Annotated in this window: 21 protein-coding genes; 18 read left to right on the top strand and 3 right to left on the bottom strand. The window is 64.8% G+C overall.

What is annotated here, in order from left to right; genetic code table 11:
- Positions 1-38 precede the first annotated feature (38 nt).
- From JVX98_RS02755 to JVX98_RS02745, 3 genes are all read right to left on the bottom strand, one after another.
- Positions 39-662: a LysE family translocator gene (locus JVX98_RS02755; protein ID WP_205236781.1), complete on the bottom strand. Its 624-nt coding sequence runs from the start codon at positions 660-662 to the stop codon at positions 39-41.
- A 96-nt stretch (positions 663-758) separates the two neighbouring features.
- Complete coding sequence (locus tag JVX98_RS02750; protein WP_205236780.1) at positions 759-1,211, bottom strand: Lrp/AsnC family transcriptional regulator; 453 nt, start codon at positions 1,209-1,211, stop codon at positions 759-761.
- A gap of 87 nt (positions 1,212-1,298) precedes the next feature.
- A complete protein-coding gene (locus JVX98_RS02745) occupies positions 1,299-2,357 on the bottom strand; it encodes a LacI family DNA-binding transcriptional regulator (protein WP_192449516.1) in 1,059 nt (352 codons plus the stop codon).
- A gap of 244 nt (positions 2,358-2,601) precedes the next feature.
- Here JVX98_RS02745 and JVX98_RS02740 point away from each other — a divergent pair, with 244 nt between their 5' ends.
- The 18 genes from JVX98_RS02740 (at position 2,602) to JVX98_RS02655 (ending at position 26,474) form a co-directional block, all read left to right on the top strand.
- Complete coding sequence (locus JVX98_RS02740; protein WP_156134040.1) at positions 2,602-3,594, top strand: autoinducer 2 ABC transporter substrate-binding protein; 993 nt, start codon at positions 2,602-2,604, stop codon at positions 3,592-3,594.
- A 146-nt stretch (positions 3,595-3,740) separates the two neighbouring features.
- Complete coding sequence (locus tag JVX98_RS02735) at positions 3,741-5,255, top strand: sugar ABC transporter ATP-binding protein (RefSeq protein WP_205236779.1); 1,515 nt, start codon at positions 3,741-3,743, stop codon at positions 5,253-5,255.
- Positions 5,248-6,249 (top strand): ABC transporter permease, encoded by a 1,002-nt coding sequence (locus JVX98_RS02730; protein ID WP_205236778.1) that lies wholly within the window; start codon positions 5,248-5,250, stop codon positions 6,247-6,249. The genes JVX98_RS02735 and JVX98_RS02730 overlap by 8 nt, the downstream gene beginning before the upstream one ends.
- On the top strand, positions 6,246-7,244 hold the full coding sequence (locus JVX98_RS02725) for an ABC transporter permease (protein ID WP_205236777.1): 999 nt from the start codon (positions 6,246-6,248) through the stop codon (positions 7,242-7,244). The genes JVX98_RS02730 and JVX98_RS02725 overlap by 4 nt, the downstream gene beginning before the upstream one ends.
- 2 nt (positions 7,245-7,246) lie before the next feature.
- Complete coding sequence (locus JVX98_RS02720) at positions 7,247-8,095, top strand: sugar phosphate isomerase/epimerase (RefSeq protein WP_034789974.1); 849 nt, start codon at positions 7,247-7,249, stop codon at positions 8,093-8,095.
- A 47-nt stretch (positions 8,096-8,142) separates the two neighbouring features.
- Positions 8,143-9,612 carry an FGGY family carbohydrate kinase gene (locus tag JVX98_RS02715; RefSeq protein ID WP_205236776.1) on the top strand — a complete coding sequence of 490 codons (1,470 nt, stop codon included), beginning with the start codon at positions 8,143-8,145 and terminating at the stop codon, positions 9,610-9,612.
- Positions 9,609-10,304, top strand: coding sequence for a class II aldolase/adducin family protein (locus JVX98_RS02710; protein ID WP_205236775.1), 696 nt, complete (start codon positions 9,609-9,611; stop codon positions 10,302-10,304). Before JVX98_RS02715 ends, JVX98_RS02710 begins: the two co-directional genes overlap by 4 nt.
- A 222-nt stretch (positions 10,305-10,526) precedes the next feature.
- Positions 10,527-11,465: a cellulose biosynthesis protein BcsN gene (bcsN, locus tag JVX98_RS02705; protein ID WP_246764853.1), complete on the top strand. Its 939-nt coding sequence runs from the start codon at positions 10,527-10,529 to the stop codon at positions 11,463-11,465.
- Between the two features lie 109 nt (positions 11,466-11,574).
- Positions 11,575-13,752 (top strand): UDP-forming cellulose synthase catalytic subunit, encoded by a 2,178-nt coding sequence (gene bcsA, locus JVX98_RS02700; protein ID WP_034789955.1) that lies wholly within the window; start codon positions 11,575-11,577, stop codon positions 13,750-13,752.
- Positions 13,752-16,079: a cellulose biosynthesis cyclic di-GMP-binding regulatory protein BcsB gene (locus JVX98_RS02695; RefSeq protein ID WP_205236773.1), complete on the top strand. Its 2,328-nt coding sequence runs from the start codon at positions 13,752-13,754 to the stop codon at positions 16,077-16,079. The genes bcsA and JVX98_RS02695 overlap by 1 nt, the downstream gene beginning before the upstream one ends.
- A complete protein-coding gene (locus JVX98_RS02690) occupies positions 16,076-17,125 on the top strand; it encodes a glycosyl hydrolase family 8 (RefSeq protein WP_192449525.1) in 1,050 nt (349 codons plus the stop codon). Before JVX98_RS02695 ends, JVX98_RS02690 begins: the two co-directional genes overlap by 4 nt.
- Entirely contained in the window at positions 17,122-19,305 is a 2,184-nt protein-coding gene (locus JVX98_RS02685; RefSeq protein WP_205236772.1) for a cellulose synthase, read from the top strand. Before JVX98_RS02690 ends, JVX98_RS02685 begins: the two co-directional genes overlap by 4 nt.
- Positions 19,306-19,615: 310 nt before the next feature.
- Complete coding sequence (locus tag JVX98_RS02680; protein ID WP_205236771.1) at positions 19,616-20,779, top strand: isovaleryl-CoA dehydrogenase; 1,164 nt, start codon at positions 19,616-19,618, stop codon at positions 20,777-20,779.
- A 41-nt stretch (positions 20,780-20,820) separates the two neighbouring features.
- Positions 20,821-22,428 (top strand): carboxyl transferase domain-containing protein, encoded by a 1,608-nt coding sequence (locus JVX98_RS02675; protein ID WP_205236770.1) that lies wholly within the window; start codon positions 20,821-20,823, stop codon positions 22,426-22,428.
- Positions 22,429-22,438: 10 nt separating this feature from the next.
- Positions 22,439-22,822, top strand: a complete 384-nt coding sequence (locus JVX98_RS02670; protein WP_205236769.1) for a RidA family protein — start codon at positions 22,439-22,441, stop codon at positions 22,820-22,822.
- A 15-nt stretch (positions 22,823-22,837) separates the two neighbouring features.
- Positions 22,838-24,826 carry an acetyl/propionyl/methylcrotonyl-CoA carboxylase subunit alpha gene (locus JVX98_RS02665; protein ID WP_205236768.1) on the top strand — a complete coding sequence of 663 codons (1,989 nt, stop codon included), beginning with the start codon at positions 22,838-22,840 and terminating at the stop codon, positions 24,824-24,826.
- On the top strand, positions 24,823-25,692 hold the full coding sequence (locus JVX98_RS02660) for a hydroxymethylglutaryl-CoA lyase (protein WP_205236767.1): 870 nt from the start codon (positions 24,823-24,825) through the stop codon (positions 25,690-25,692). Before JVX98_RS02665 ends, JVX98_RS02660 begins: the two co-directional genes overlap by 4 nt.
- Positions 25,689-26,474, top strand: a complete 786-nt coding sequence (locus JVX98_RS02655) for a crotonase/enoyl-CoA hydratase family protein (protein ID WP_192449532.1) — start codon at positions 25,689-25,691, stop codon at positions 26,472-26,474. The genes JVX98_RS02660 and JVX98_RS02655 overlap by 4 nt, the downstream gene beginning before the upstream one ends.
- The last annotated feature ends 13 nt before the right edge of the window (positions 26,475-26,487 follow it).

The following is a 26,487-nucleotide window of genomic DNA, read 5'->3' as shown; positions in this document are numbered from 1 at the left end:
TGATTGACGCAGCCGGTAAAGGGCTGCGTCGACAGCCCCTAGAGCAGCCCCCTCGCGGCGGCGCCGATGGCAACGATGCCGAAGGCGATTAGGACCAGCCCCGAAATGCGCGATACCCAGACGACGAAGCTGTCGGGCAGTCGCGACCGGGCGATCGCAACACCGCCGCTTAGGAAAAACCACCAGCCGAGCGATCCCAGGAAGACGCCCAGGACCACGACGGCAGCGCTGAGCGCGTCGCCCGCTTCGGCAAGGCCGAGGCCGGCGAAGATTGCGGCAAAGGAGAGGATCGTCGCCGGGCTCGTCATCGTCAGGAAAAAGGTGGCGATGGTCGTGCGAATGAGATCGCGTCCACCGACATCGGCCGCCGCCGTTACCGGCTTCGGCCGCAATCCGCTCCAGCCGAGCCAGATCATGAACAGTCCGCCGGCAAGGCCGAGCGGCATGGCGATCATCGAAAGCACGGCGGCAAAGGCGGCAAAGCCGATTGCCGCAAGGGCCGCATAGGTGGCATCGGCGGCGGCCGTCCCGAGGCCGCCGGCCACGCCGGCCCAGAAGCCGCGCTCCAGCGTGCGGTTGATGCAGAGCGCCCCAATGGGGCCAAGTGGAGCTGCGACCGCGAGGCCGACGAGCAGGCTTTTTTCAAACAGCAATGTGGACATGGCATAGGGCTCCGGCCGCGGCATGTTCGTACCGATCCGCTTCAAGGACGGTGCCTGCCCGGCAAAACAAGAAAGTTGCAGCAGTTTGCGCGTCCGTCAGGCGCGCGGCGCGATCGTCGTCAGGTTTTCCCGCACGGTCGACAGCGCGATCACCGTTTCGCTTCGCGCCAGGAACCGCCGTTGCTTCATTTCGGCAAGGAACGGCTCGAGGTCACTGAGCGACGGCATCCGCACCTTGACGCAATAGGACCAGGCGCCGGTGACATGGTGGCATTCCCCCACGGCGGGATGGCCGGCCATGAAGCTGCGGAACGCTTCCTCGTCCGCGTCCGGCGCAAGGCCGACCCAGACGAAAGCGAGCACGTCGAGGCCGAGCGCGCGGTGATCGACCTCGACGGTGAAATTTCGGATCACGCCACTGGCGACGAGCCGGCGAATGCGTTCGTTGACGGCCGACGGCGACAATTCCACCGCGGCGCCGATATCGGTCAGCGATCGCCGCGCATCGTCAGCGAGAATTTCGACGATTTTTCTGTCAACGTCATCCATGGCCAATGAATACGATGATTCTAATGTAATGTACAGAAGATTTTTCTGTTTTATATCGTTTCCACCGCGGAATCGGTGGTCTCCGGGCTACTCGATGTCTTTCAACGCGTCGAGCGGGCCTGTCAGCGCCGTGCGCGGCTGCACCAGCTCGGGTTGGATGAGGTGAATGCGTGGCTGGGCGCGCGCGTCTTCGATGACCTCGAAGGCCTTGGTGATCATGCCCTCGACGTCCTGGCGGATCATGATGACGGGGAAGGGCAGGAAGGACGCGAAGGGGTCGTAGTCGTAACAGCCGACGACAAGGTCGGCGAAATTCTCGTGCGGGTGGCCGGCCATGAAACGTAGCAGGCCTTCGAAGTTGATCGACGAGTTGACGAAGAGGCCGCGCGGCAGCTTGCCGTGCTTCTCGTAGAAGGCCTCGAAGGCGAGGCGAGCATTGTTCGGCGCATAGCCCGTCGGCTGGATGCATTCGTCCGGATCGGCGCCGAGAAGTTCGCTTTTGACGGCGCGGAAGCCGCGGATACGTTCGCGGCTGGCGTGGTCGTTGCGACCGCCAAAGAGGTAGAGTTCGTGCGGCGCAAGCGGACCGGACACCTGGAAGTGACGGATGATCGCTTCCGTCAGCATGCGCCCGCCCTCGTAGTTGTCGCTGATGACGGAGGGCACCTTCGTGCCGGGCAGGTCGATATTGATATGCTTGAGGCCGGCTGCCTCGCAGACCTCGTGCACGCCGTCGGGGTTGGTCGCGCCGCAGATGAACAGTTCGTCGATCGAATAGGAGATCAGCGTTTCGGCCGTCTTGCGCTCTTCCTCCGGGTCGCGGCTGGCGCTGACGACGATCGGGCATTGGCCCTTGCTTCGGACATGCGCCTCGAAGGTCTGGGCCATCGACGAGAAGTAGCGGTTGTCATGGATCGGCAGCAGCAGGCCGATCAAGCCGGAGCGCGAGCTGCGCAACCCGCGCGCCTGGCGGTTGGCCGTGTACTGGTGGGTCTCGGCCAGGTTGCGGATCAGTTCCGCGGTACTTTCCTTGATCCGGCGCTTCTGCCAGGTGCCGTTCAGAACCGCACTTACGGTTGAGGGCGAGCTTCCCGACAACACCGACAGGTCGTAGATCGTCGCTTTCTTCTTGCTGCTGCTGGCCATCGTTTTCTCCCCTCGTGGTTTTAGTGCCGATTTCCCCTTGACGAAAGATTAAGTCTGCACAATAGTTCTTGCACCATCGATTGTGCAAACAAGAAATATCGATTGTGCAAATTTGGTGGTGTCGTCTGAGGAGGCGGCGTTTCAGGGAGGCGAGGAACACTTCGCCAGTGATGATTTGAAACTGGAGGCCGGCGCTGAGGCGACCGGGCGCGTTCCCCCTATGGGAACGAGTGGAGGAGAGAACATGATCAGGAAAATTCTCGTCGCCGCCCTGGCGACATCGCTGGCGCTTGCGAGTTCGGCGGCAGCCTTTGCGCAGGATGCCGGCAAGGTCGGCGTCGTCGTCAAGATCGGCGGCATTCCGTGGTTCAACGCCATGGAAGCCGGCATCAAGGAGCGCGGCCAGAAGCTCGGTATCGACGCCTTCATGGTCGGCCCGACCAGCGCCGACCCGGCGCTTCAAGTCCGCGCCATCGAGGATCTCATCGCCCAAGGTGTGAAGGTCATCGGCGTGGTGCCGAACGACGCCAAGGTGCTTGAGCCGGTGCTGACCAAGGCCAAGGAAAAGGGCATCATCGTCATTACCCATGAATCCCCGAGCCAGAAGGGTGCCGATTGGGACTTCGAGCTTGCATCCTCGACCGGTTTCGGTGAGGCGCATGGCAAGCTGCTGGCAGAAAAGATGGGTGGCAAGGGCGAATATGCCGTGTTCGTCGGCTCGCTGACCGTGCCGCTTCACAATGCCTGGGCCGATGCGGCGATCGCCTACATCAAGAAGAACCACCCGGATATGACGCTGGTCGGCGATCGCTACGGCGTGGCGGAAGACGTCGACAAGAGCCGGTCGACCGCGCTTGATCTGATTTCGGCGCATCCGAACCTGAAAGGCTTCCTTGCCTTCGGCAGCCAGGGCCCGATCGGCGCCGGCCGCGCCGTCGAGGAACGACGCAAGGTCGGCGAGATCTTCGTGCTCGGTCCCTTCTCGCCCGGCCAGGGCCAGAAGCTGGTGAAGGCCGACGCGATCTCCGGCGGCTTCATGTGGAATCCGAAGCAGGCCGGCGAAGTCTTCGTCACGCTTGCCGACAAGCTGATGAAGGGCGAAGAGGTCAAGGACGGTGACGAGATCGAAGGTCTCGGTAAGGTCAAGCCGGACTTCGAAAACCGCAACATCATCGTCGACCAGCTCGTACCGATCAACAAGGACACGGTCGCAGATCTTGCGGCCATGGGTCTCTGAAAACCTGAGTTTAAGGGTTCTCCCGGCTGCTGGGCCGGCTTCGGCCGGCCTGGCAAGTCCCTCAACCGTACCGGAGCCGGATGAGGAAAGGTGTTTGCGGTTCTGCCCGCATCCTGCTCGGACTCAACGTGATTTAGGGGCAGTCCATGCACCAGCTTGCGACCGCGGGAGGAGGCGAGACGCCGCTTCTGGCCCTGCGCGATATCAACATGACGTTCGGTGGGGTTCGCGCGCTCAAGAATGTGAGCTTCGACGTCCGCCCGGGCGAGGTTCATTGCCTTGCCGGCGAAAACGGTTGCGGCAAGAGCACGCTGATCAAGATCATCACCGGCGTCTACCGCCCCGCCGACGGCGCCTCGATCGAGTTCGATGGCGAAACCTATTCCCACATGTCGCCGGTGACGGCGCAGGACCGCGGCATCCAGGTGATTTGGCAGGACCTGGCGCTGTTTCCCGAAATGAGCGTTGCCGAAAACATCGCCTTCCAGACCGTGCTCGGCCGCTGGCCGAAGCTCGTTGATTATGGCCGCATGCGGCAGATCGCCACCGACGCGCTTGCCCGTCTTGGCGTGTCGCTCGATGTCGATCTGCCGCTCAAGGAATATGCGATTGCCCAGCGCCAGATCGTGGCGATCGCCCGCGCGCTGGTCGGCGAAGCGAGGCTCGTCTTCATGGACGAGCCGACCGCGTCGCTGACGCAATCGGAAACCGACCATCTGCTCGATATCGTTCGCGGGCTCTCCGCTTCCGGTGTTGCCGTCGTCTTCGTCAGCCACCGGCTTGCCGAGGTCTTGGAAATTTCAAGTCGCATTACGGTCTTGCGCGATGGTGCCCTGGTCGGCGTCTATCCCGCTGCCGGCATGACGCAATCGCGCATCACCGAGCTGATGACCGGCAAGACCTTCGACCAGCAGGTGCGGGCGAAATCCCGTGATGGCCGACCCGTTGTGCTCGACGTGAAGGGCCTTTGCCGCCCCGGCCAATTCGAGGACATCTCGCTCTCGGTCAGGCGGGGCGAAACGCTTGGGATTACCGGCCTGCTCGGCGCCGGGCGCACCGAACTGGCGCTGACGCTCTTCGGCATGCTGAAGCCGGCATCCGGCACCATTGCGCTTGAAGGCAAGCCGGTCCGCTTTTCCTCCAACCGCGACGCGATCGCGGCGGGCGTCGCCTATCTCTCGGAGGACCGGCTGTCGCTCGGCCTCATCCAGCCGCAGTCGATCGCCGACAATCTCGTCATCAGTTCGCTCGACAAGATCCTTTCGGGCGTTCTGCTTTCCGAGGATCGCAAGCGCAGCCTTGTCGCCCGCTGGATCGCCGATCTCGGCGTCAAGATCGGGCTGCAGCAGGATGCGATCTCCACCCTTTCCGGCGGCAACCAGCAGCGGGTGGCGATCGCCAAATGGCTGGCAACCGATCCGAAGCTCCTGATCCTCGACGCCCCGACTGTCGGCGTCGATGTTGGCGCGCGTGCCGGCATCTTCGACATCGTGGCGCGGCTTGCCGAGACCGGACTTGCGATCATCCTCATCTCCGACGAGGTGCCGGAGGTCTATTTCAACGCCGACCGGGTGCTGCACATGGCGCAGGGCCGCATCGTCGGCAGCTATGATCCGCGCAGCGCTTCGCTCGCCGAGATCGAAGGAGCGGTCTATGCGTAGCTTCGTCCGCACCCACGCAACCGAAGTGTCGCTGCTGGCCGTCATCATCGCCATCAGCGCCGTGCTATCGGTTTCGACCGCCAATTTCTTTTCGCTCGGCAACGCCTTCGACATGCTCAACATCAGCTCGGTCAACATCATCTTCGCCGTCGGATTGCTGGTGGTGCTGATCGCCGGCGGCATCGATATCTCCTTTGCCGTTGCCGCATCGGTGGTGCAGTACGGCACGGCGATCGCGCTCGGCTGGGTCGGTGGCGGTGGCTGGATCTCCGGCCTTTTGATCGCCGGCTCGCTCGGCATCCTGCTCGGCGCGATCAACGCCTTCCTCATCCATCGTTTCCGGGTGATCTCGATCGTTGCGACGATCTCCACCTTCAACATCTATTTTGGCCTCTTGATGTTCTTCACCAAGGGTGTGTCGATCTACGACCTGCCGGACTGGCTGACGGACCGCGTCATCCTGTTCGAACACGAAATGCCGGATGGGACCTGGATCGAAATCACGCTTCCGGTGCTGGTGATGGTGCTCTGCGTCATCGCCACCTGGGTGCTGATCACACGCACCACGACGGGCCGCCAGCTCTATGCCTTCGGCGACAATCCCGAGGGCGCGCGCCGCTTCGGCATCAATATCGGCGCCATGCAGTTCATCGCCTTCGGCTGGCTCGGGCTCATGGCCGGGATCGGCGGGTTGATCCAGGCGCACTACGCGCAGGAGGTGGTGCCGAACGCGCTTTATGGTCGCGAACTAGACGTGCTTGCAGCGGTCGTTCTCGGCGGCGCGCGGCTCGGCGGCGGCAAGGGCTCGGTGCTCGGCTGCGTGCTCGGCGTACTTCTGATCTCGATCACTCAGAACGGCCTCAACCTGATGGGCGTCTCGCCCTTCGCCTTCAAGATGATCATCGGCGCCATCATTCTGGTCGCGATCACGCTCTCCAACACCGGCATTGAAAGATTGCTGCCCTTCGCCAGCCAGAAAGGGTCGGGACGATGAACGCGATTGTCGAACGCCTGAAGACCCTCATCGGGCCGGAAATGGCCGGACCGGGGCTCGCCTTCCTCGCCGTCATGCTCACCTTCGGTATCGCCTCGCCGCAGTTCCTGAGTGCCGCCACCTTCGGTTCGGTCGCCTTTCAGCTGCCGGAACTCGGATTGCTGACGCTCGCCATGCTCTTGCCGATCCTGACCGGCGGGCTCAATCTCGCAATCACCTTCACGGCCAATATCGCCGGGTTGACGCTTGCCTGGGTGCTGCAGTCCAATGGCGGCGTTGATGCCGGCCCCGGCGCCTTCCTGCTCGGTTCGGTGCTGGCCATTCTAGTTGGTGCGGCGAGTGGCGTGGTCATGGGACTGGTGATCGCCTTTACCCGGGCGCATCCGATCCTCGTTTCGCTGTCGATGATGATCTTCCTGCGCGGCCTCGGCGAGTTCCTGACGCGCGGCGGCGACGTCTCCGGTTTCCCGGCCTTCCTCGGCCCGCTCGGCCACGGGTCGTTTCTCGGCGTGCCGATCCCGCTCATCGTCTTCATCGTCTGCGTGCTCGCCTGGCACGTGCTGCTCACCCGCACCAAGCTCGGTTTCAACACCTATATGATCGGCTCCAACCTCGAGGCGACGCGCTATTCCGGCATCAACACTCGTAAGGTGATCGTGCTCGTCTATGCGCTCTCCGGCGCCATGTGTGCAATAGCCGGGATCATCATGCTGGCGCGCTTCAACTCCGTCCGCATTGGCCACGGCGAAAGCTACCTGCTGATCACGGTGCTCGCCTGCTTCTTGGGCGGCGTCAATCCGTTCGGTGGCTTCGGCCGGGTCATCCCCGTCTTCGTCGCGCTGGTGGTGCTGCAGCTTCTCTCTTCCGGCCTCAACCTCGTCGGCGCCAACCAGCATCTGGCGACCGCCGTCTGGGGGCTGCTGCTCGCCGGCGTCATGGTGCTGCGCTTCGTCGCCACCAAGTTCAAGATTTCGTTTGTCAGAAAGGAAACATGACCATGCAGGGTTTTGGCGTCCATACGAGCATGTGGACCATGAATTGGGATCGCCCGGGTGCCGAGCGCGCCGTTGCGGCGGCGGTGAAATACGCCGTCGATTTCATCGAGATCCCGATGCTCAATCCACCGGCGGTCGATACCGCCCACACTAAGGCGCTGCTGGAGAAAAACAAGCTGCGCGCGGTCTGCTCGCTCGGCCTGCCGGAGCGCGCCTGGGCGTCCGTTCGCCCGGATGCCGCGATCGAGCATCTGAAGGTGGCGATCGACAAGACGGCCGATCTCGGCGGCGAGGCACTGTCCGGCGTCATCTATGGCGGCATCGGCGAGCGCACCGGCGTGCCACCGACCGAAGCCGAATACGACAACATCGCCCGCGTGCTGCAGGCCGCCGCCAAGCACGCGAAGACGCGTGGCATCGAACTCGGCGTCGAGGCGGTCAACCGCTACGAGAACCACCTGATCAACACCGGCTGGCAGGCGGTCGACATGATCAAGCGGGTCGGCGCCGACAACGTCTTCGTCCATCTCGACACCTACCACATGAACATCGAGGAAAAGGGCATCGGCACCGGCATCCTCGATGCCCGCGACTTCATCAAATACATTCACCTGTCCGAAAGCGACCGCGGCACGCCCGGCTACGGCAACTGCGCCTGGGACGAGATCTTCGCGACGCTGGCTGCGATCGGTTTCAAGGGCGGGCTGGCGATGGAAAGCTTCATCAACATGCCGCCAGAGGTCGCCTATGGCCTTGCCGTCTGGCGGCCGGTCGCCAGGGACGAGGAGGAAGTGATGGGCAACGGTCTGCCGTTCCTCAGGAACAAGGCGAGGCAATACGGATTGATCTAGGCGGGCGCGCTTTCGGCGCCGCCTCGATCAGGACGGGGGGTTGCGGCATGGCAGTTTCAGCGGGTGCGGACACGGGGACGGTTGCCGTCCTTGACGTCGGCAAGACCAATGTGAAGCTGAACGCGGTCACATCAGACGGTTTCGTCCTGGAAACGCTGAGCGTCGCCAACCCGGTGCTGCCAGGCCCACCCTGGCGGCATCACGATCTCGAAAGCCTCGGCGAATGGATTTTCGCCAGTCTCGCCGAACTTGGCCGCCGCCATCCGCTGCAAACCTTCGTCGCCGCCGGTCACGGGTCCGGCGGCGTACTCGTCGGTGACGACCCGGATATGGCCGCCGGCGCGGCTCTGCCGATGATCGATTACGAGCAGCCGGTGCCGGAGAAAATCCAACTCGGCTATGCGCCGCTCTCCGGCTCCTTCTTCGATCGCGGCAGCGCGACGATGCACAGCGCCACCCACCAGGCGCGCCAACTCTACTGGATGCAGGAGCATGCGCCAGAGGCGGTCGCGGCCGCGCGCTGGTATCTCGGCCTGCCGCAATATTGGGCGTGGCGGCTATCGGGCGTTGCCGCATCCGAGGCGAGCCTGCTTGGCGCGCAATCGCATCTCTGGAATGTCGCTGACCGCCGCTTTGCGCCCATTGTCGGCGCGCGCGGCTGGCGGAGCTTGATGCCGGATTTTGCCGATGCCTGGCAGGTCCTCGGCTCCGCCCGTCCCGCGCTTGTCCGCCGCCACGGGTTGCCGGAAGGCTTGCGCGTGCTTGCCGGCGGCCACGACAGCAGCCTCAACCATTATCGCTATCACGCCGGCGGGCTCCGCGATTTCATCGTCGTTTCGACTGGGACCTGGATCGTCGGCTTTTCCGGCCGCACGGCCCTTGACCGGCTCGACGAGCACCGCGGCATGACGCTGAACAGCGACGTCTTCGGGCGCCCGCTCGGCGGTGTGCTCACCATGGGCGGCCGCGAGTTCTCCCATGTGGCGGGCCGCGAACCGTCGGACGCCGCGGTGCCTGACGACGTCGTTCTCGGCCTGATCGCCAAGCGCACCATGGCAATGCCGTCCTTCGGCGACGATGACGGCCTCTTTCCCGGAAGTGCCGGTCGCGGTCGTATCAGCGGGCCGCCGCCGGAAACGCCGATCGAACGCAAGGCGCTGGCGCTGCTCTATTGCGCGCTTCTGACGGCGGAGTGCGTGGAGGCGCTGGGGCCGGGGCCGCTGGTCGTGCTCGACGGAAGCTTCTTGCGCGATCCGCTCTATGCCCGCCTCGTCGCCGCACTGCTGCCGAACCGGCGGGTGCGCTTCAATCTCGATACCTATGGTGTGGCCTCCGGCGCCGCGCTGCTTGCAAGCGAGGGCCGGCGCCAGCGCCCGGCGCCGCTTTCGCTCGCCGATCCCGGCGACGTGTCTCACCTCTCGCCTGCTGTCGCCGTCTATGCGTCGCAATGGCGAGCCCGCGCCCGGGCCGGGCACAACAATGGTTTCAGTCGCGACTTCGAAAGGACATATCGATGACCAAGGCCGACATTCTGTCGCTCCGCCGCGAAATGGTGGACATCTGCCGCCGCATGAACTCGAACGGCATCAACCAGGGCACGGCGGGCAATATTTCTGTTCGCACCGAGACCGGCTTCCTGGTCACGCCGTCGTCGCTGCCCTATGAGACGATGCAGCCCGAAGACCTGGTCGAAATGGATTTCGACGGTACCTATGCCGGTCTTCGCCCGTCGTCGGAATGGCGTTTCCATCGCGATATCCTGCGGGAGCGCACGGATATCAACGTCGTGCTGCATTGCCATTCGGTCTATGCGACCACGCTTGCCTGCCACCACAAGACCATTCCAAGCTTCCACTACATGACCGGCATTGCCGGCGGCACGACGATCCGCTGCGCGGAATATGCGACCTTCGGCACCCAGGCGCTGTCCGACAATGCGCTTGTCGCACTCAAGGACCGCACCGCCTGCCTGCTTGGCCAGCACGGCCAGATCTCGCTTGGCAAGACGCTCGAAGGCGCACTGTGGTTGGCGATCGAGATCGAGACCCTGTCGCGCATGTATGTGCAGGCGCTGACGCTCGGCGAGCCGCCGGTTCTGCCCGACGACGAGATGGAGCGCGTCATCGCCCAGATGCGCCGCATGAGCTACGGGCAGGCACCGGATGACGAGGGCGTCAACGATCTCGCCCGCCCGCGCGAGGCGGTTTGAGGCCGTCCGGGGGCGTGTCGCTGAAGAGCGCTGGTGCCACTTGAAACAATCGATTTTCAGGGGATGAAACTGCACGCTTGTGCCCGGTGGCATCTCTGCCCCCATACTTCGCGGGTTTGCGAAATGGGGTGAATCAACTAATGCTCAGCCATGATGCAACGATATCTGAGTCGGAGATTCGGCACGTCGGAGAGACGGCTGCGCCCTGCACAAGGTTGGCGCGTGGCTGCAGTTTCGCTCTTGGCCGCGACCGTGCTGGCGGGCTGCAACACGCGCCAGGACGTCGGCACGCCGACCGGCAGCATCATGGTTCCCTCGGAAAACGCGCTGATCCTGCCGCCGCCCGGCGGACCTGCAGTGCTGAACGTCGTCGAACGGCGCAGCACCAACGCGATCGAGCAGGATATCTATCTTTACACTTCGGCGGCGACCCCGGGTCAGAACCTTCTGCGGGCCAAGTTCTTCGGCCCGATGAACGCCAAATTCGACCAGCAGTCGCGCTCGAGCTATGCCGGTGTGCGCGACAACAAGATGATGGCTGAGGCGCGCCGGGCGCTGCCCGGCGTTTCGCTGTCGCTCAACCCATACTTCCTGCAGAACAATTACGGCCCGTTCGGCTATGCCTTCGGTCAGGGCCGAGGGAACGACGCCTGCATCTTTGCCTGGCAGCAGGTCCGCCAGGCGGAGAACCACCGCTCGCCGCTCAAGGGTTACGGCACGATCCAGGTGCGGCTGCGCTATTGCGCGGCAGGCGCCAGCGAGACCGAGCTTCTGGCCCCGGTCTACGGCTACACGATCACCGGCACCTTCGGCGATCCCGCCTGGAACCCTTATGGCGCCCCGCCGCCGCTGGAGGCGGGTCTCGGCCGAACCGGCAGCCCGATTTATCGCAAGGAAGAAACGGCGACCGAGAGTGCACCCGCAGTGGTCATCCGACGCCAGGCGCAGCCGGTGGCGCGACGCGAGGTCACCAGCGTCCCGGCCCGCGTCGAGCAGCCTGTTGTCGCGCCCACCGCGATGACGGCGATCCCGGTTCCGCAACCAGACGGGACCGTCTCGGTGCCGCAGGCGCAGGTAGACACCAGGGCGAAACCGCTAACGAACGTGATTGTGCCGGCTCCGGCGTGTGCAGGGCAGCAGGCCGGAGGAGCCTGCCCTTAATCGACCGCTAACCATCCTTTGTTATGGGCTGGTGTCGGTAGGGGAGGCTCGGTCGAATATGGGTCGGGCAATACCAGTGGCATGATGCCGAACGCTGGAAGGCAAATGTATGAGCAGGATCGGATCGGTTGCGGCTTGGGCGTTTTTCTCGCTTTGCGTGATGGCGGTCATCACGCTGCCGGTGAACCTCCAGACGCAGCTCATCGTCAGCGTTCTCATTGTCACCTTCATGGCCGTGCTGAAGCTTGCCAATGCCGGCGGCCGCTGGCGGCTCATCGCGCTCGCCTTCGGTACGGCGATCGTGCTGCGCTATGTCTACTGGCGCACGACGAGCACGCTGCCGCCACTCAACCAGCTTGAAAACTTCATTCCGGGCTTCCTGCTCTATCTCGCTGAAATGTACAGCGTGATGATGCTGTCGCTCAGCCTGTTCGTGGTGGCGATGCCGTTGCCGCCGCGCAAAGCGAGCTCGATCTCCCCCGGCAAGTTTCCGAAGGTCGACGTCTTCGTGCCGTCCTACAACGAGGACGCGGGCCTGCTCGCCAATACCTTGGCGGCCGCCAAGGCGATGGATTATCCGGCCGACAAGCTGACGGTGTGGCTGCTCGACGACGGCGGCACGCTGCAGAAGCGCAATTCGGCAAACCTCGTCGAAGCGCAGCGCGCATCCGCCCGCAATGCCGAACTGCAGGCGCTCTGCGACGATCTGGGCGTGCGCTATCTCACGCGCGAGCGCAACGAGCACGCCAAGGCCGGCAACCTCAACAATGGTATGCTGCATTCCGACGGCGAGCTGATCGCGGTCTTCGACGCCGACCACGCGCCGGCGCGCGACTTCCTGCTGGAGACCGTCGGCTATTTCGAGCAGGACCCGAAGCTGTTCCTGGTGCAGACGCCGCACTTCTTCCTTAACCCGGACCCGCTCGAGCGCAACCTGCGCACCTTCGAGAAGATGCCGAGCGAGAACGAGATGTTCTACGGCATCATCCAGCGCGGTCTCGACAAGTGGAATGCCGCCTTCTTCTGTGGCTCGGCCGCCGTTCTGCGCCGCAAGGCGCTGGAGGATACTGAAGGCTTCAGCGGCATGAGCATCACCGAAGACTGCGAAACGGCGCTGGCGCTGCACGGACGCGGGTGGAACAGCATCTATGTCGACCGCCCGCTGATCGCCGGCCTGCAGCCGGCGACCTTCGCCAGCTTCATCGGCCAGCGCAGCCGCTGGGCGCAGGGCATGATGCAGATCCTCATTTTCCGCTTCCCGCTGTTCAAGGGCGGCCTGTCGATCCCGCAGCGGCTTTGCTACATGTCGTCGACGCTGTTCTGGCTGTTCCCGATCCCGCGGACGATTTTCCTTTTCGCACCGCTCTTCTATCTGTTCTTCGACCTTGAGATCTTCACGGCGTCTGGCGGCGAGTTCCTCGCCTATACGCTGGCCTACATGGTCGTGAACCTGATGATGCAGAACTATCTCTACGGCTCGTTCCGCTGGCCCTGGATCTCTGAACTCTACGAGTTCGCCCAGACGGTGCATCTGCTGCCGGCGGTCATCTCGGTGCTGCTGCGGCCGAGCCGGCCGACCTTCAAGGTGACGGCAAAGGATGAATCGATCCTCGAAAGCCGGCTCTCCGAGATCGCCCGGCCGTTCTTCGTCATCTTCGCGGTGCTTTTCGTTGCCCTGCTGATGACGGTCTACCGGGTCTACACCGAACCCTACAAGGCAGACGTGACGCTCGTCGTCGGCGGCTGGAACCTGTTGAACCTGATCATGGCCGGCTGCGTGCTCGGCGTCGTGTCGGAGCGCGGCGAGCGGGCAGCCTCCCGGCGCGTCAAGGTCAGCCGCCGCTGCGAATTCGGGGTCGCCGACAAATGGTATCCGGCAACGATCGAGGATGTCTCGGCGCACGGCGCGCGCGTCCAGGTCTACGGCATCGACGCATCGACGCTGCCGACCGACACCGAGGGCGGGATCCGCTTCGAGCCCTACAGCGGCAGCGGTGTGGCCGAGACGCTGCCTGTCGCGATCCGCAACAAGGAGGTTGCCGGCGATATCACCATCATGGGCTGCCGCTACCTGCCGCAGGTCGCCCGCCATCACAGCCTGGTCGCCGATCTGATCTTTGCCAATTCGCGGCAATGGAGCGAGTTTCAAAGCGCCCGGCGCGGTAATCCGGGACTGGTGCGCGGAACGTTCTGGTTCCTCTGGCTGGCGCTCTATCAGACGAGCCGCGGCATGATCTACTTCCTTCGCAGCCTGCGTGGCTCCGAGGCGCAGAAGGAGGGCGCTTGATGCTCAGGCGCCTCGTTCTCCCAGCCCTCTTGCTTGCGAGCCTTGCAACCGGCGTGTCGGCGCAGCCGTCGCCTTTCGACATGTCCGGCGAGCGCCCGGCGGATGCTCCGATCCTGCAGCCGCCGGCAGACACCGGAAGCAACGCCGGGCCGGCAGAGCCCGTCGTCACGCTCAAGCCGCCGGACGACTTCAAGCGCTTCATCATCCCGTTCAGCGCACTGTCGCTGACCGGCGAGGTCGATGAACGCACCTGGTCCGTCTATCTGACGCCGGCGCAGGCGCAATCTGCCGCCTCGCTTAATTTCGCCTATCAGAACGCGATCGTCGTTGCGCCGGAAGCGTCGACGCTTTCGATCTTCGTCAATGGCGAACTGGCCGGCGAGAAGCCGATCGGCTCGGCGGAGGCCGCCACGCCGCTGAGCTACGACCTGAAGCCCGGGCTGCTGCGTGCCGGCTCAAACGACATTCGCGTCAAGGTTCGCCAGCGCCACCGCACGGACTGCACGGTCGAATCGACCTATGAGCTGTGGACCGAGATCGCGCCGGAATCGGCCTTCATCCGCTTTGCCTCCGGCGATAGCGCGACGCTTTCCAGCCTCGACGACGTACGCGCCGTCGGGCTCGATGCGCGCGGCCGGACACAGTTCAACCTGGTCGTTCCCGGCCTCCAGCAGCCGAGCCGAACGGCAGCGCTGATGCGGCTTGCGCAAGGTTTGGCGCTGCGCGGACAGATGCCCGCCCAGGAGTTCGCCCTCAGCGAGACCATGCCTGAACTCGCAAAACCCGGGCAAATGACTGCGCTCGTCGGCACCGCGGAGGAAGTGGCGCCGTTCCTCGATCGACTGCCGGAAGGTGCGTCGAGCGGCCCTGTCGCCATGTTCGTGCGCGACGGCAAGACGAAGTCGTCGGTGCTGGTGATCAGCGGTCCGGACTGGTCCGCGGTGCAGGAGGCGATCGAGGGGATCACGCAGCCCATGGACCGTCCGAGCAACGTGCCGCGCGACGTCATCGCCACCGGGCGTTGGCAGCTGCCGGAGACGCCGCTGGTCGTGACGAATGCGCGCCTGCGCTTCTCCGAACTCGGGGTGGAGACCAGCGAATTTACGGGCCGGCGCTTTCGCACGCGTTTCTCCGTCGCCGTGCCGTCGGATTTCTATGCCGACGCCTATGGTGACGCGACGCTTCTGCTCGACGCTGCCTATACGGATGCCGTGCTTCCGGGCAGCCACATCGACATCTACATCAACGGCAACATCGCATCGACGATCCCGCTGAATTCGGCCACGGGCGACATTCTGCGCCACCTGCCGATCAAGGTAACGATGCGGCATTTCAAACCAGGCCCGAACCTGATCGAGGTCGAGGCTGTGCTCTCCGCCGAGCCGGACAAGGCCTGCGCGCCGGGAACGCCTGCTTCCAACGATCCGCGCTTCGCGCTCTTCGATACGTCCGAATTGCGGATGCCGGATTTCGCGCGCATCGGCCGCCGGCCGAATATCGCCGCGATTTCGGGCGCCGCCGCCCCCTATCGCAGCGATAGCGCCGCCGTTCCGCTTTTCCTCGATCGCGCCGACGAAGACACGCTGTCGGCCGCCGCGACCTTCCTCGCCCGCCTGGCCGTTGCCGGCGGCAGGCCGCTGCTGCTGGAGGTCATCACATCGCCGCTTGCAGCCGGCAGCCGCAACGCGATCTTCATCGGCGCCATGCCGCAGCTGCCGAAGACGGTGCTGACACAGGTCGGTATCGACCCTGCCCGGCAGATGTCCTGGGGCAATGCGGAGGACACCGGCCGTCCTGACGATACGCAGAAAGCCATCGACGAGTGGCGCACGCGCCTGAGCGGCGGCGCCTGGCGCAACCAGGTCACGGGGTTCCAGACCTGGGTGAAGCAGGAGTTCGACATTTCGCTGAGTTCGCTGCGTATCCTGCCCGAAGCGCAGGCCGCCTATGTTCCGCCGGAAAGCGCCGGCCTGGTGATCGCGCAAGGGGCCAACCCGAGCGACGACGCGACCTGGACGCTGCTGACTGCGCCAACCGGCAAGCGCCTGCGCGAGGGCACGGCGGCGATCGCCGACGTCACGCGCTGGCAGCAGCTTGCCGGACGGGTCTCGGCCTATGAGCCGGCGACGGACAAGATCGAGGCGACGCCGGTCGCCGGCTTCGATTTCGTCCAGACGCAGCCGCCGTCGCTCACCAACTACCGTCTGATCTTTGCCAACTGGCTGTCCAGCAACATCATGGTCTATGCTCTGCTCTTGATCGTGCTGTCGGTGCTTCTGGGGCTGGCGACATCTTCGATGCTGACCCGCCTGGGGCGGCGCCAATGAGGTGGCGGGCCGCGCTTCTCGCCGGATTGTTTGCGCTGCTGCTGCCGATGGCAGCCGGCGCCGACGAACAGGGGGGCTCGGTGAAGGCTGGCGAATGGGATCAGTACAAGGCGCGGTTCCTCGATTCCGGCGGCCGGATCATCGACGACGCCAATGGCAATGTCAGCCATAGCGAAGGTCAGGGCTATGGCCTCCTACTCGCCGTGCTTGCCGAAAACCCGGCCGACTTCGCGCTGATCTGGTCGTTCACGCGCCGCGAGCTGTTGCTGCGGGACGATGGACTGGCGGCCTGGAAGTGGAGTGCCACCGAGACACCGCACATTATCGACATCAACAATGCCACCGACGGCGATATCCTGATCGCCTATGCGCTGGTGCTTGCCGGTGAACGCTGGAAGCGACAAGACTATCTGCAGGCGGCGTCGCGGATCGCCAAGGCTATCCTCGACAACACCCTGCTCGATCATGGCGGGCGAACGCTGCTGTTGCCCGGCGTTACGGGCTTCGGCACGACCGATCGCCCGGATGGCCCGGTGGTCAATCCGTCCTACTGGATCTTCGAGGCGTTTCCCGCACTTGATCGGGTAGCGCCGTCGCCGCGCTGGAAGGCGCTCTCGGATGACGGCCTGGCCTTGCTCAATGCCCTGCAATCAGGCCCGAGAAAACTGCCGGCCGACTGGGTCAGCCTGCGTGCGATGCCGAAGCCAGCCCAGGGCTTTCCCGCCGAGTTCGGCTATAACGCTTTGCGGATCCCGCTCTACCTCGCCCGGGCGGACATGGGTGGCCGCGATCTGATGGCGCGGCTGCGGGCGGGAATGGCCGGCGACAACGACGCATTGGTCCTCAGCGACGCCTCCACGGGGGCGGTTCAAACCAGCCTCACGGACCCCGGTTATCGATTTGTTAACCATATTCTGGCCTGTGTCTTGGACAGGGTTCCGATACCCGACAGCGTCAAGGTGTTCAGCCCGACGCAATATTACCCTTCCACGCTGCACCTGTTGGGGTTGTCTTACGTGAGGGAGAAGCGTCCGGAGTGTCTATGAAGTCCTCAATCGTTGCCATTGCCGCTGTGATGACTACGGCGATCGGGGTTGCCGGACTGACCGATGGCGGCTTCTTGCGCCAGGACAACAAGAAACTCGGCAGCTTGGCCGGCGAGAGCCAGGAGGCGCCCGCCGTCGGCAGCAGCGCCGGCCAGGGCGCGCGCGGTGCCGCGCCGCAATTTACCGAGGTGGCCCAGGCCGACAGGCCGTCAGAGGCAACGCAAAGCGCAAGCAAGCCGCAGCCGGTCGTCGACGAATCGGCGCTTCGCTACTTTGCCGCCAAGGGCGACACGGCGCGCCTGCAGGCGGAAATCTCGCGCCTGCGCTCGCTCTATCCCGACTGGGTTCCGCCCGCCGATCCGCTGGCCGTGCCGCGCAACAACGACGTCGCGCTCGAAACCATGTGGCGGCTTTATTCTGAAGGCCGCTACGCCGAAGTGCGCAAGGCGATCGCCGAGCGTCAGGCGAAGGAGGCTGCCTGGCAGCCGCCGTCGGACCTGCTTGAGCGCCTCAATGTGGCCGAGGCGCGCGCCCGGCTGGTGAACGCCTCCGAGCTCAAGCAGTATGAAACCGTGATTTCGATCGCCGCCAGCACGCCGAGCCTTCTGACCTGCTCGGAAGTCGATGTGCTCTGGCATGTGGCGCAGGCCTTTGCCGAGACCAAGCGACCGGACCGGGCCCGCGATGCCTATCTCTATGTGCTGAAGAGCTGCGACGACGCGCCGGAACGGCTAGCGACCGTGCAGAAGGCTGCCGCGGTGCTGCCCTACGCGACGCTGCAGGATCTCCTCGCGCTGGAGCGCACCACGCCCGAGGGCGTGCCGGAGTTCGAAAGCATCCGCGACGATCTCGCCCGGCGCTTCGTTGCCGAAGGCGACGGAGACAAGACGCTCGCGGTTGATCCCAAGTATGTCCAGCGCGTCGAAAAGCTGGCGGAAACCGGCGGCACGGCAAGCGACGCCTTGTTGCTCGGCTGGTATCAGCTGCGCCGCGACAACATGAGCGCCGCCGAGCAATGGTTCCGGCGCGCCCACGACAAGGAAGATAGCGCTTCGGCCGCGCAGGGCCTGGCGCTGACGCTGATCGCGCGCAAGGCACCGATCGAGGCTGAGGCCGTGCTCTATCCGTGGCGCGATAGCTCGCCCGACGCGCTTGCGACCTATTTCGCGGCGACGGCCAATCTGCTGGCCATCGATCCGCCGGTCGCCCTCGATGCCGCCGTGCTGGCGCGGATCGCGCAGGAAACGACCAAGGCCCGCGAACCGGCGACGGCCCAGCAGTTCGGCTGGTATGCGCGCGCACTCAACCAGCCGGCAACCGCCGCGCAATGGTTTGCAACGGCACTGCGCTGGAAGCCGGACGACGAGCCGTCAGCCTATGGCCTCGCACTCAGCCGCGACCAGTTGAACGACAAGGATGGCGTCGTCGAAATCCAGCGTTTGTGGTCCGGCCGCTCCGAACGCATCGCCCGGCTTGGCGAAGTCAAGGAGAAACTCGACGAAGTCAGCCGCGCGCCGCTTCCGACTGCCGAGGTGCAGCAGCGGACGCAACAGCAGTCGGCTGTGCGCACCACCGTCGTCACCGAGGTGGTCGAGCAGCCCGTCGCTCAGAGGCCGCGCATGGGCGGTGTTGTGCAGAAATCGGTGCGCAGCGGGGCCGGTTGCCGCACCACCATCAATCCCGCCGGCATGGCGCCGCAGGCGGCGCTCGCGCGCGGCTGGTGCCTGATGGACCTCAATCGTCCGCTGGAAGCCGCAGAAGCCTTCGAGGTCGCCTTGCAAGCACCTGCGTCGCAGATCCGCGAAGACGCTGCCTATGGTCAGAGCCTGGCCTATCTGCGCGCCGGCCTCACCAACAAGGCGGCGGTGTCGGCGACGAAGTCGACGCAGAGCCGCGGTCGTGTCGACGAGCTGCAGACGGCGATCCTCGCCGACCGCGCCATTGCCGCCTTCAATGCCAATCGCTACCGCGAGGCGATCCTTTTTCTCGATCAGCTTGGGCAGATTTCGCAGCGCCGCCAGGACCTGATGGTGCTGCGCGGCTACGCCTACATGAACCTCAAATACCACGCAGAAGCGCGGCGCATCTTCGAAGCGCTTGCCGCCACCGGCAATCGCGACGCGATGCAGGGTCTTGCGGCCGTCGAAGCCAGCCAGGAAATCTGGCCGAACAAGAACTGATCGTCGATCCCGCGACGTCACGGAGCTCCTTGTCGCCATCTCGGGAATGGAACGCCAACCGTCGGACCCGGCGCGAGGGCGCGTCAACCCGTTCGCGCACAGGATGCAATCGGCGGGCGCCTCCGGATTTGCATATCGTGCTTGGCTTTGCCCCTCTTTGGAAGGAAATTAGCGAAACGCGGTGCTATCGTCCGGCCATGTCGCGGCGTTGATATCATTGCATTCGCCGCGATCCGCGTAGAGGATGGAGCGTTATCGTCCGGCCGCTGTGGGAGGAGACCGCACTGGCCGGAACGGTGGGAGGATAGACATGTTTCAGGGCGGCTTGAGCTTTGCGCTTGGCGAGGACATCGACGCGTTGCGCGAGAGCGTGCGGCGCTTCGCAACGGACCGTATTGCGCCTTTGGCGGACGAGACCGATCGCAACAACGCCTTTCCGATGCCGCTCTGGCGCGAGATGGGCGAGCTTGGTCTGCTCGGCATTACCGCTGGCGAGGAGCACGGCGGTGCTGCCATGGGTTATCTCGCCCATTGCGTGGCGATGGAAGAGATCAGCCGCGCATCGGCCTCGATCGGCCTCAGCTACGGCGCCCATTCCAATCTCTGCGTCAACCAGATCAACCGCAACGGCAACGACGCCCAGAAGGCGCGTTACCTGCCGAAGCTGATTTCCGGCGAGTATGTCGGTGCGCTGGCGATGTCGGAGCCCGGCGCCGGTTCCGACGTCGTATCGATGACGCTGAAGGCCGATAAGCGTGGCGACCGCTATGTGCTCAACGGCAACAAGATGTGGATCACCAACGGCCCGGATGCCGACGTGCTCGTCGTCTACGCCAAGACCGATCCGAGCGCCGGCCCGCGCGGCATCACCGCCTTTCTCGTCGAGAAGGGCTATGCGGGATTTTCGACCGGCCAGAAGCTCGACAAGCTCGGCATGCGCGGCTCCAACACCTGCGAGCTGATCTTCAAGGACTGCGAAGTGCCGGAAGAAAACGTGCTCGGCAGCATCGGCGGCGGCGTGCGCGTGCTGATGTCGGGGCTCGACTATGAGCGCGTCGTGCTGTCGGCCGGGCCGTTGGGCATCATGGCCGCTTGCCTCGATGTGGTCGTCCCCTATCTGCATGAGCGCAAGCAGTTCGGCCAGGCGATCGGCGAGTTCCAGCTGATGCAGGGCAAGCTTGCCGACATGTATGTGACGGCGAATGCGGCGCGCGCCTATGTCTATGCGGTGGCGGCGGCCTGCGACCGCGGCGAGACCACGCGCAAGGATGCGGCTGGCTGCATTCTCTATGCGGCCGAAAGGGCGACGGCGCTGGCGCTCGAAGCGATCCAGGCGCTCGGCGGCAACGGGTATACCAACGACTACCCGGCGGGTCGCCTGCTGCGCGACGCCAAGCTCTACGAGATCGGCGCCGGCACCAGCGAGATCCGCCGCATGCTGATCGGGCGGGAGCTGTTTACCGAGACGCGGTAGCCGCCAACTGAAACGGCCGAACTCGATCGAAAGAGGACTTGATGACCGTTCTGAAATCTCACATTTCTCCGTCCTCCGATACGTTCAAGGCAAACCAGGCGGCCATGGCGGAGGCGATCGCGACTGTCGAAGACGCGGTGAAGGTGTCCGCAGCCGGTGGTGGCGACGCGGCGCGCGAACGCCATGTCAGCCGCGGCAAGCTCCTGCCGCGCGATCGCGTCGCCAACCTCATCGACCCGGCGACGCCCTTCCTCGAAGTCGGGATGACGGCGGCGCACGGCATGTACAATGGCGATGCACCCGCCGCCGGGCTGATCACCGGCATCGGCCGGGTGTCGGGCCGCGAATGCATGATCGTCTGCAACGATCCGACCGTCAAAGGCGGCACTTACTATCCGCTGACGGTGAAGAAGCACCTGCGTGCGCAGGAGATTGCTGCAGAAAACAATCTGCCCTGCATCTACCTCGTCGATTCCGGTGGCGCCAACCTGCCGAACCAGGACGAGGTCTTTCCAGACCGGGACCACTTCGGCCGGATCTTCTATAACCAGGCCAACATGTCGGCTGCCGGCATCCCGCAGATCGCCGTGGTGATGGGCTCGTGCACGGCGGGTGGCGCCTATGTGCCGGCCATGTCGGACGAGACGATCATCGTCGAAGGCCAGGGCACGATCTTTCTCGCCGGGCCGCCGCTCGTGCGCGCCGCGACAGGCGAAGTCGTCTCGGCGGAGGATCTCGGCGGCGCCGACGTGCACACGCGCCTCTCCGGTGTGGCCGATCATCTGGCGCGCGACGACGCCCATGCGCTGGCGCTTGCGCGCCGGGCTGTTTCGGCGCTCAACCGGCATAAGCCTTTGACGGTCGAGCTCGCGACACCGGAGCCGCCGCTCTATGATCCGCAGGAAATCGCCGGCATCGTGCCGTCCGACCTGCGCACGCCCTACGATATCCGCGAGGTGATCGCCCGCACCGTCGACGGTTCTCGCTTCGACGAGTTCAAGGCGCGCTACGGCACGACGCTCGTCTGCGGCTTTGCCCATGTGCACGGCATTCCGGTCGGCATCATCGCCAACAATGGGGTTCTGTTTTCGGAATCGGCGTTGAAGGGCGCGCATTTCGTCGAGCTCTGCGCTCAGCGCAAGATACCGCTCGTCTTCCTGCAGAATATCACCGGTTTCATGGTCGGGCGGAAATACGAAACCGAAGGTATCGCCAAGCATGGGGCCAAGCTGGTGACGGCGGTGGCGACGGCGCGGGTGCCGAAGGTGACCATGCTGGTCGGCGGCTCGTTCGGGGCCGGCAATTACGGCATGTGCGGCCGGGCGTTTTCGCCGCGGTTCCTGTGGACCTGGCCGAACAGCCGCATCTCGGTCATGGGCGGCGAACAGGCGGCCGGCGTGTTGACGACCGTTCGCAGCGAAGCGCTGAAGCGGGCCGGCACGCCCTGGAACGACGAGGACGAGGCGCGTTTCCGCCAGCCCATCCTCGATCTCTTCGAACGCCAGAGCCATCCGCTCTATGCCTCGGCCAGACTTTGGGACGACGGCGTCGTAGATCCGCGCAAGACGCGCGACGTGCTCGGCCTGTCGCTGTCGGCGGCGCTGAATGCGCCGATCGAAGACACGCGCTTCGGCCTCTTCAGGATGTAGGAACACCGCCATGAAACGCGACAACATCAATGCCCCGAACGCACCGCAGCCGCGCGGCGGTTATTCGCAGGCCGTTCGCCTGGAGAATTTCGAACGTCTGCTCTTTATCAGCGGCCAGGTGCCGCTGACGCCTGAAGACGCGCTGCCGGAGGGTTTCGAGGCGCAGGCGCGCCAGGTCTGGGCCAATATCGACGCGCAACTGGCCGCGGCGGGCATGACCAAGGCCGATATCGTCAAGGTAACGGTGCTGCTTGCCGACCGCCAATATGCCATGGCCAACCGCGCGGCCCGTGCCGAATATCTCGGTCCGCTCGCGCCGGCGATGACGGTTGCGATCGCCGGCATCTTCGATGCCGGCTGGTTGCTCGAAATCGATGTGATTGCAGCGCAGTAGGGCCAGGAGATGCCGATGTTTTCCAAACTCCTGATCGCCAATCGCGGTGAGATCGCCTGCCGGGTGATGCGCACCGCCAAGCGCCTCGGCATCCGCACGGTCGCCGTCTACTCCGATGCCGATGTCGGCGCGCTGCATGTAGCGCTTGCCGATGAGGCGATCCGCATCGGTCCGGCGCCGGCGCTCGACAGCTACCTTGTGGCTGAACGCATCATAGCGGCGGCGCAGTCCGTCGGCGCCGACGCCATTCATCCCGGCTATGGCTTCCTGTCGGAGAACGCCGACTTTGCCGAAGCCGTCGAGGCGGCTGGCATCACCTTCGTCGGACCGTCGGCGTCCGCCATTCGCGCCATGGGGCTGAAGGATGCCGCCAAGGCGCTGATGGAGCAATCCGGCGTGCCCGTGGTTCCTGGCTATCACGGCGAGACGCAGGATCCGGATTTCCTTGCCGGGGAAGCGGCGAACATCGGCTATCCCGTGCTGATCAAGGCGCGCGCCGGCGGCGGCGGCAAGGGCATGCGGCGGGTCGACAGCGCCGCCGATTTTCCGGCGGCACTGGAAGCGGCGCGTCGCGAGGCGGAAGCAGCCTTCGGCGACGGCGCGGTGCTGATCGAGAAATATCTGACCAAGCCGCGGCATATCGAGGTGCAGGTCTTCGGTGATCGACACGGCAACATCCTGCATCTTTACGAGCGCGACTGCTCGCTGCAGCGCCGCCACCAGAAGGTGATCGAGGAAGCGCCGGCGCCGGGAATGACCGCGGAAGTGCGGCGTGCCATGGGTGACGCGGCCGTTCGCGCGGCGCAGGCGATCGGCTATGTCGGCGCGGGCACCGTCGAGTTCATCGCCGACGTGACCGACGGACTTTGGCCGGATCAATTCTACTTCATGGAAATGAACACCCGGCTGCAGGTGGAGCATCCGGTCACCGAGGCGATCACCGGTATCGACCTCGTCGAGTGGCAGCTGCGCGCTGCTGCCGGCGAAGCGCTGCCGAAACGCCAGAGCGAGATCGCCATCGATGGCTGGGCCTTCGAGGCCCGCATCTATGCGGAAGATCCGTCGCGCGGTTTCCTGCCGGCGACCGGGCAACTGACGACCTTGAGCTTCCCGGAGGACGGCGTCCGCGTTGATGCCGGTGTCCGGCAGGGAGACAGGATCACGCCGTTCTACGATCCGTTGATCGCCAAGCTGATCGTGCACGGCTCCAATCGCTCGGCGGCGCTGGCCAGGCTCGAGAACGCGCTCAGGGCCTGCCGCATCGGTGGGACGGTCACCAATCTCGATTTTCTGGCCCGCCTCGCGGCCGAACCGGATTTTCGTGCCGGACATCCCGATACCGGCCTGATCGACCGTTCGGTCGATCGGCTTTCGGCGTCGCCGGTGCCGAACGATGCGGCCCTGGCGCTTGCAGCCATCATTTCGACCGGCGCCTTACAGCCGGACGGATCGGCCGATCCCTGGTCTTCGCTCGGCCACTGGCAGATCTGGGGTGACGCCAACCGCAACATCGCGATCGAGCACCTGGGCGGACGGACGACCGTGGCGCTGGCTGCGCGCGGCCGGGATCAGTTCGCCGTTCACACCGGGACGGCTGCGTTGCCGGTCGTGATCCTCAATCGCTCGGCCGATGGCGCCCGTGCGGAAATCGCCGGGGCGCAGCAGGAGTTCCGCTTCCTGCGCGAAGGCGAGCAGATCACGCTGTTCCTGAACGGCGAGACCTATGTGCTTCGCTTGCCGGACGCGCTTGGTGCGGGCCATTCCAGCGAGGTCGCCGACGACGCGGTGTCGGCGCCGATGCCCGGCATCGTCAAGCTGATCCGGGTTCGCCCCGGGGATGCCGTCGAGAAGGGCCAGGCGCTTACCGTCATGGAAGCGATGAAGATGGAACTCACGCTGTCGGCCTCGCGGGCTGGCGTGGTCGAGAACGTGCTGGTCAGCGAAGGCGAGCAGGTGACCGCCGGCGCCGTGCTGGTGATGCTCCAGCCGGAGAGCGCGGAATGAGCGGAGCGGCGGCGCGGCATGTGACGATCGTCGAGATGGCGCCACGCGACGGGCTGCAGAACGAAAGCACGCTGGTCCCAACGACCGACAAGATCCGCCTCGTCGATATGCTTTCGGACTGCGGCTACGAGCGGATCGAGGTGACGAGCTTCGTCAGCCCGAAATGGGTGCCGCAGATGGCCGACGCTGCCGAGGTGATGGCTGGAATCCGCCGGCGCCCGGGCACCCGCTATGCGGTGCTGACGCCCAACATGCGCGGTCTTGAAGCCGCGCTTGATGCAGGCGCCGACGAGGTGGCGATCTTCGCGTCGGCTTCCGAGACGTTCTCGCAAAAAAACATCAATTGCTCGATTGCCGAAAGCATCGAGCGCTTCCGACCGGTTGCCGAACTGTGCCGGGAAAAGGGGCTTCTTCTGCGCGGCTATGTCAGTTGCATCGTCGAATGCCCCTATGAGGGTGCGATAGCACCGGCCAGTGCTGCCCGCGTTGCCGGTCTGCTCGACGAGCTCGGCTGCTACGAGATCAGCCTCGGGGACACCATTGGCCGCGGTACACCAGAGGCCGTGGATGCGATGCTGGCCGCGGTGCTGGAACGCATTCCGGCCAACAGGCTCGCCGGGCATTTTCACGACACATCCGGCCGCGCGCTCGATAACATTGCCGTGGCGCTCGACCGTGGCCTCAGGGTCTTCGACGCTTCGGCGGGCGGCCTCGGCGGCTGCCCCTATGCGCCGGGTGCTGCCGGCAATGTCGATACGCTCGCCGTCAACGCCTTCGTCACGGGCAAGGGCTTTTCGACCGGGCTGGACGTAGCAAAGCTCGAACAGGCGGCCGCCTTCGCGCGCACCTTGAGGACGGGATCATGACCTTCGAGACGATCCGGATCGAAACCGATGCGCGCGGCGTCGCGCGACTGGCGCTGGCATTGCCGCAGAAGCACAACGCGCTTTCGTCGCGGATGATCGGCGAACTGACCGAGGCGGCAGAACAGCTTTCGGCCGACCGTTCGGTCCGCGTCGTTGTCCTTGAGGGTGAAGGCCGCAGCTTCTGCGCCGGCGGCGATCTTGGCTGGATGCGCGAACAGTTTGATGCAGATAGGGCGACCCGCATTGCCGAGGCGACTCGGCTGGCGATGATGTTCAAGGCGCTGAACGAGATCGCAAAACCCGTGATCGGCCGCCTGCATGGCAATGCCTTTGGCGGCGGCGTTGGGCTGATGAGCATCTGCGATGCGGCGGTTGCCTCGGCCGACGCAAAGTTTGGTCTGACCGAAACGCGCCTCGGCCTGATCCCGGCAACCATCAGTCCCTATGTCGTTGCCCGCATCGGAGAGGGCAAGGCGCGGCCACTGTTCATGTCCGCCCGGCTATTCGGTGCGGAGGAGGCGCGCGCCTTGGGGCTCACCACCACCGTTGTTGCCGCCGACGCGCTGGACGCGGCGATTGAAGCTGAAATCGAGCCCTATCTGGCGGTCGCGCCGGAAGCTACCGGCCGGGCCAAACGGCTGGCCCGCTCACTTGGCGCCCCGATCACCGAAGAGACCATTGCCGCGACGATCGAACAGCTTGCCGATTGCTGGGAATCCGATGAGGCGCGTGAGGGCGTCGGCGCCTTCTTCGACAAGCGCGAGCCCACCTGGCGGCAATAGGCTTCCTTGATTT

Source organism: Ensifer sp. PDNC004, assembly GCF_016919405.1.
Classification (GTDB): Bacteria; Pseudomonadota; Alphaproteobacteria; order Rhizobiales; family Rhizobiaceae; genus Ensifer.
The sequence above is the reverse complement of the archived record's forward strand: the minus strand, read 5'-3'. Positions and strand labels throughout refer to the sequence as shown.

What these genes read in the sequence shown, in the direction of transcription:
- JVX98_RS02740 (WP_156134040.1), top strand. Translation starts at nt 2,602, where the DNA reads ATGATCAGGAAAATTCTCGTCGCCGCCCTGGCGACATCGCTGGCGCTT.
- JVX98_RS02690 (WP_192449525.1), top strand. Translation starts at nt 16,076, where the DNA reads ATGAGGTGGCGGGCCGCGCTTCTCGCCGGATTGTTTGCGCTGCTGCTG.
- JVX98_RS02655 (WP_192449532.1), top strand. Translation starts at nt 25,689, where the DNA reads ATGACCTTCGAGACGATCCGGATCGAAACCGATGCGCGCGGCGTCGCG.
- JVX98_RS02745 (WP_192449516.1), bottom strand. Translation starts at nt 2,357, where the DNA reads ATGGCCAGCAGCAGCAAGAAGAAAGCGACGATCTACGACCTGTCGGTG.
- bcsA (WP_034789955.1), top strand. Translation starts at nt 11,575, where the DNA reads ATGAGCAGGATCGGATCGGTTGCGGCTTGGGCGTTTTTCTCGCTTTGC.
- JVX98_RS02725 (WP_205236777.1), top strand. Translation starts at nt 6,246, where the DNA reads ATGAACGCGATTGTCGAACGCCTGAAGACCCTCATCGGGCCGGAAATG.
- JVX98_RS02710 (WP_205236775.1), top strand. Translation starts at nt 9,609, where the DNA reads ATGACCAAGGCCGACATTCTGTCGCTCCGCCGCGAAATGGTGGACATC.
- JVX98_RS02670 (WP_205236769.1), top strand. Translation starts at nt 22,439, where the DNA reads ATGAAACGCGACAACATCAATGCCCCGAACGCACCGCAGCCGCGCGGC.
- JVX98_RS02735 (WP_205236779.1), top strand. Translation starts at nt 3,741, where the DNA reads ATGCACCAGCTTGCGACCGCGGGAGGAGGCGAGACGCCGCTTCTGGCC.
- JVX98_RS02720 (WP_034789974.1), top strand. Translation starts at nt 7,247, where the DNA reads ATGCAGGGTTTTGGCGTCCATACGAGCATGTGGACCATGAATTGGGAT.
- JVX98_RS02660 (WP_205236767.1), top strand. Translation starts at nt 24,823, where the DNA reads ATGAGCGGAGCGGCGGCGCGGCATGTGACGATCGTCGAGATGGCGCCA.
- JVX98_RS02665 (WP_205236768.1), top strand. Translation starts at nt 22,838, where the DNA reads ATGTTTTCCAAACTCCTGATCGCCAATCGCGGTGAGATCGCCTGCCGG.
- JVX98_RS02730 (WP_205236778.1), top strand. Translation starts at nt 5,248, where the DNA reads ATGCGTAGCTTCGTCCGCACCCACGCAACCGAAGTGTCGCTGCTGGCC.
- JVX98_RS02715 (WP_205236776.1), top strand. Translation starts at nt 8,143, where the DNA reads ATGGCAGTTTCAGCGGGTGCGGACACGGGGACGGTTGCCGTCCTTGAC.
- JVX98_RS02675 (WP_205236770.1), top strand. Translation starts at nt 20,821, where the DNA reads ATGACCGTTCTGAAATCTCACATTTCTCCGTCCTCCGATACGTTCAAG.
- JVX98_RS02755 (WP_205236781.1), bottom strand. Translation starts at nt 662, where the DNA reads ATGTCCACATTGCTGTTTGAAAAAAGCCTGCTCGTCGGCCTCGCGGTC.
- JVX98_RS02695 (WP_205236773.1), top strand. Translation starts at nt 13,752, where the DNA reads ATGCTCAGGCGCCTCGTTCTCCCAGCCCTCTTGCTTGCGAGCCTTGCA.
- JVX98_RS02685 (WP_205236772.1), top strand. Translation starts at nt 17,122, where the DNA reads ATGAAGTCCTCAATCGTTGCCATTGCCGCTGTGATGACTACGGCGATC.
- JVX98_RS02680 (WP_205236771.1), top strand. Translation starts at nt 19,616, where the DNA reads ATGTTTCAGGGCGGCTTGAGCTTTGCGCTTGGCGAGGACATCGACGCG.
- JVX98_RS02750 (WP_205236780.1), bottom strand. Translation starts at nt 1,211, where the DNA reads ATGGATGACGTTGACAGAAAAATCGTCGAAATTCTCGCTGACGATGCG.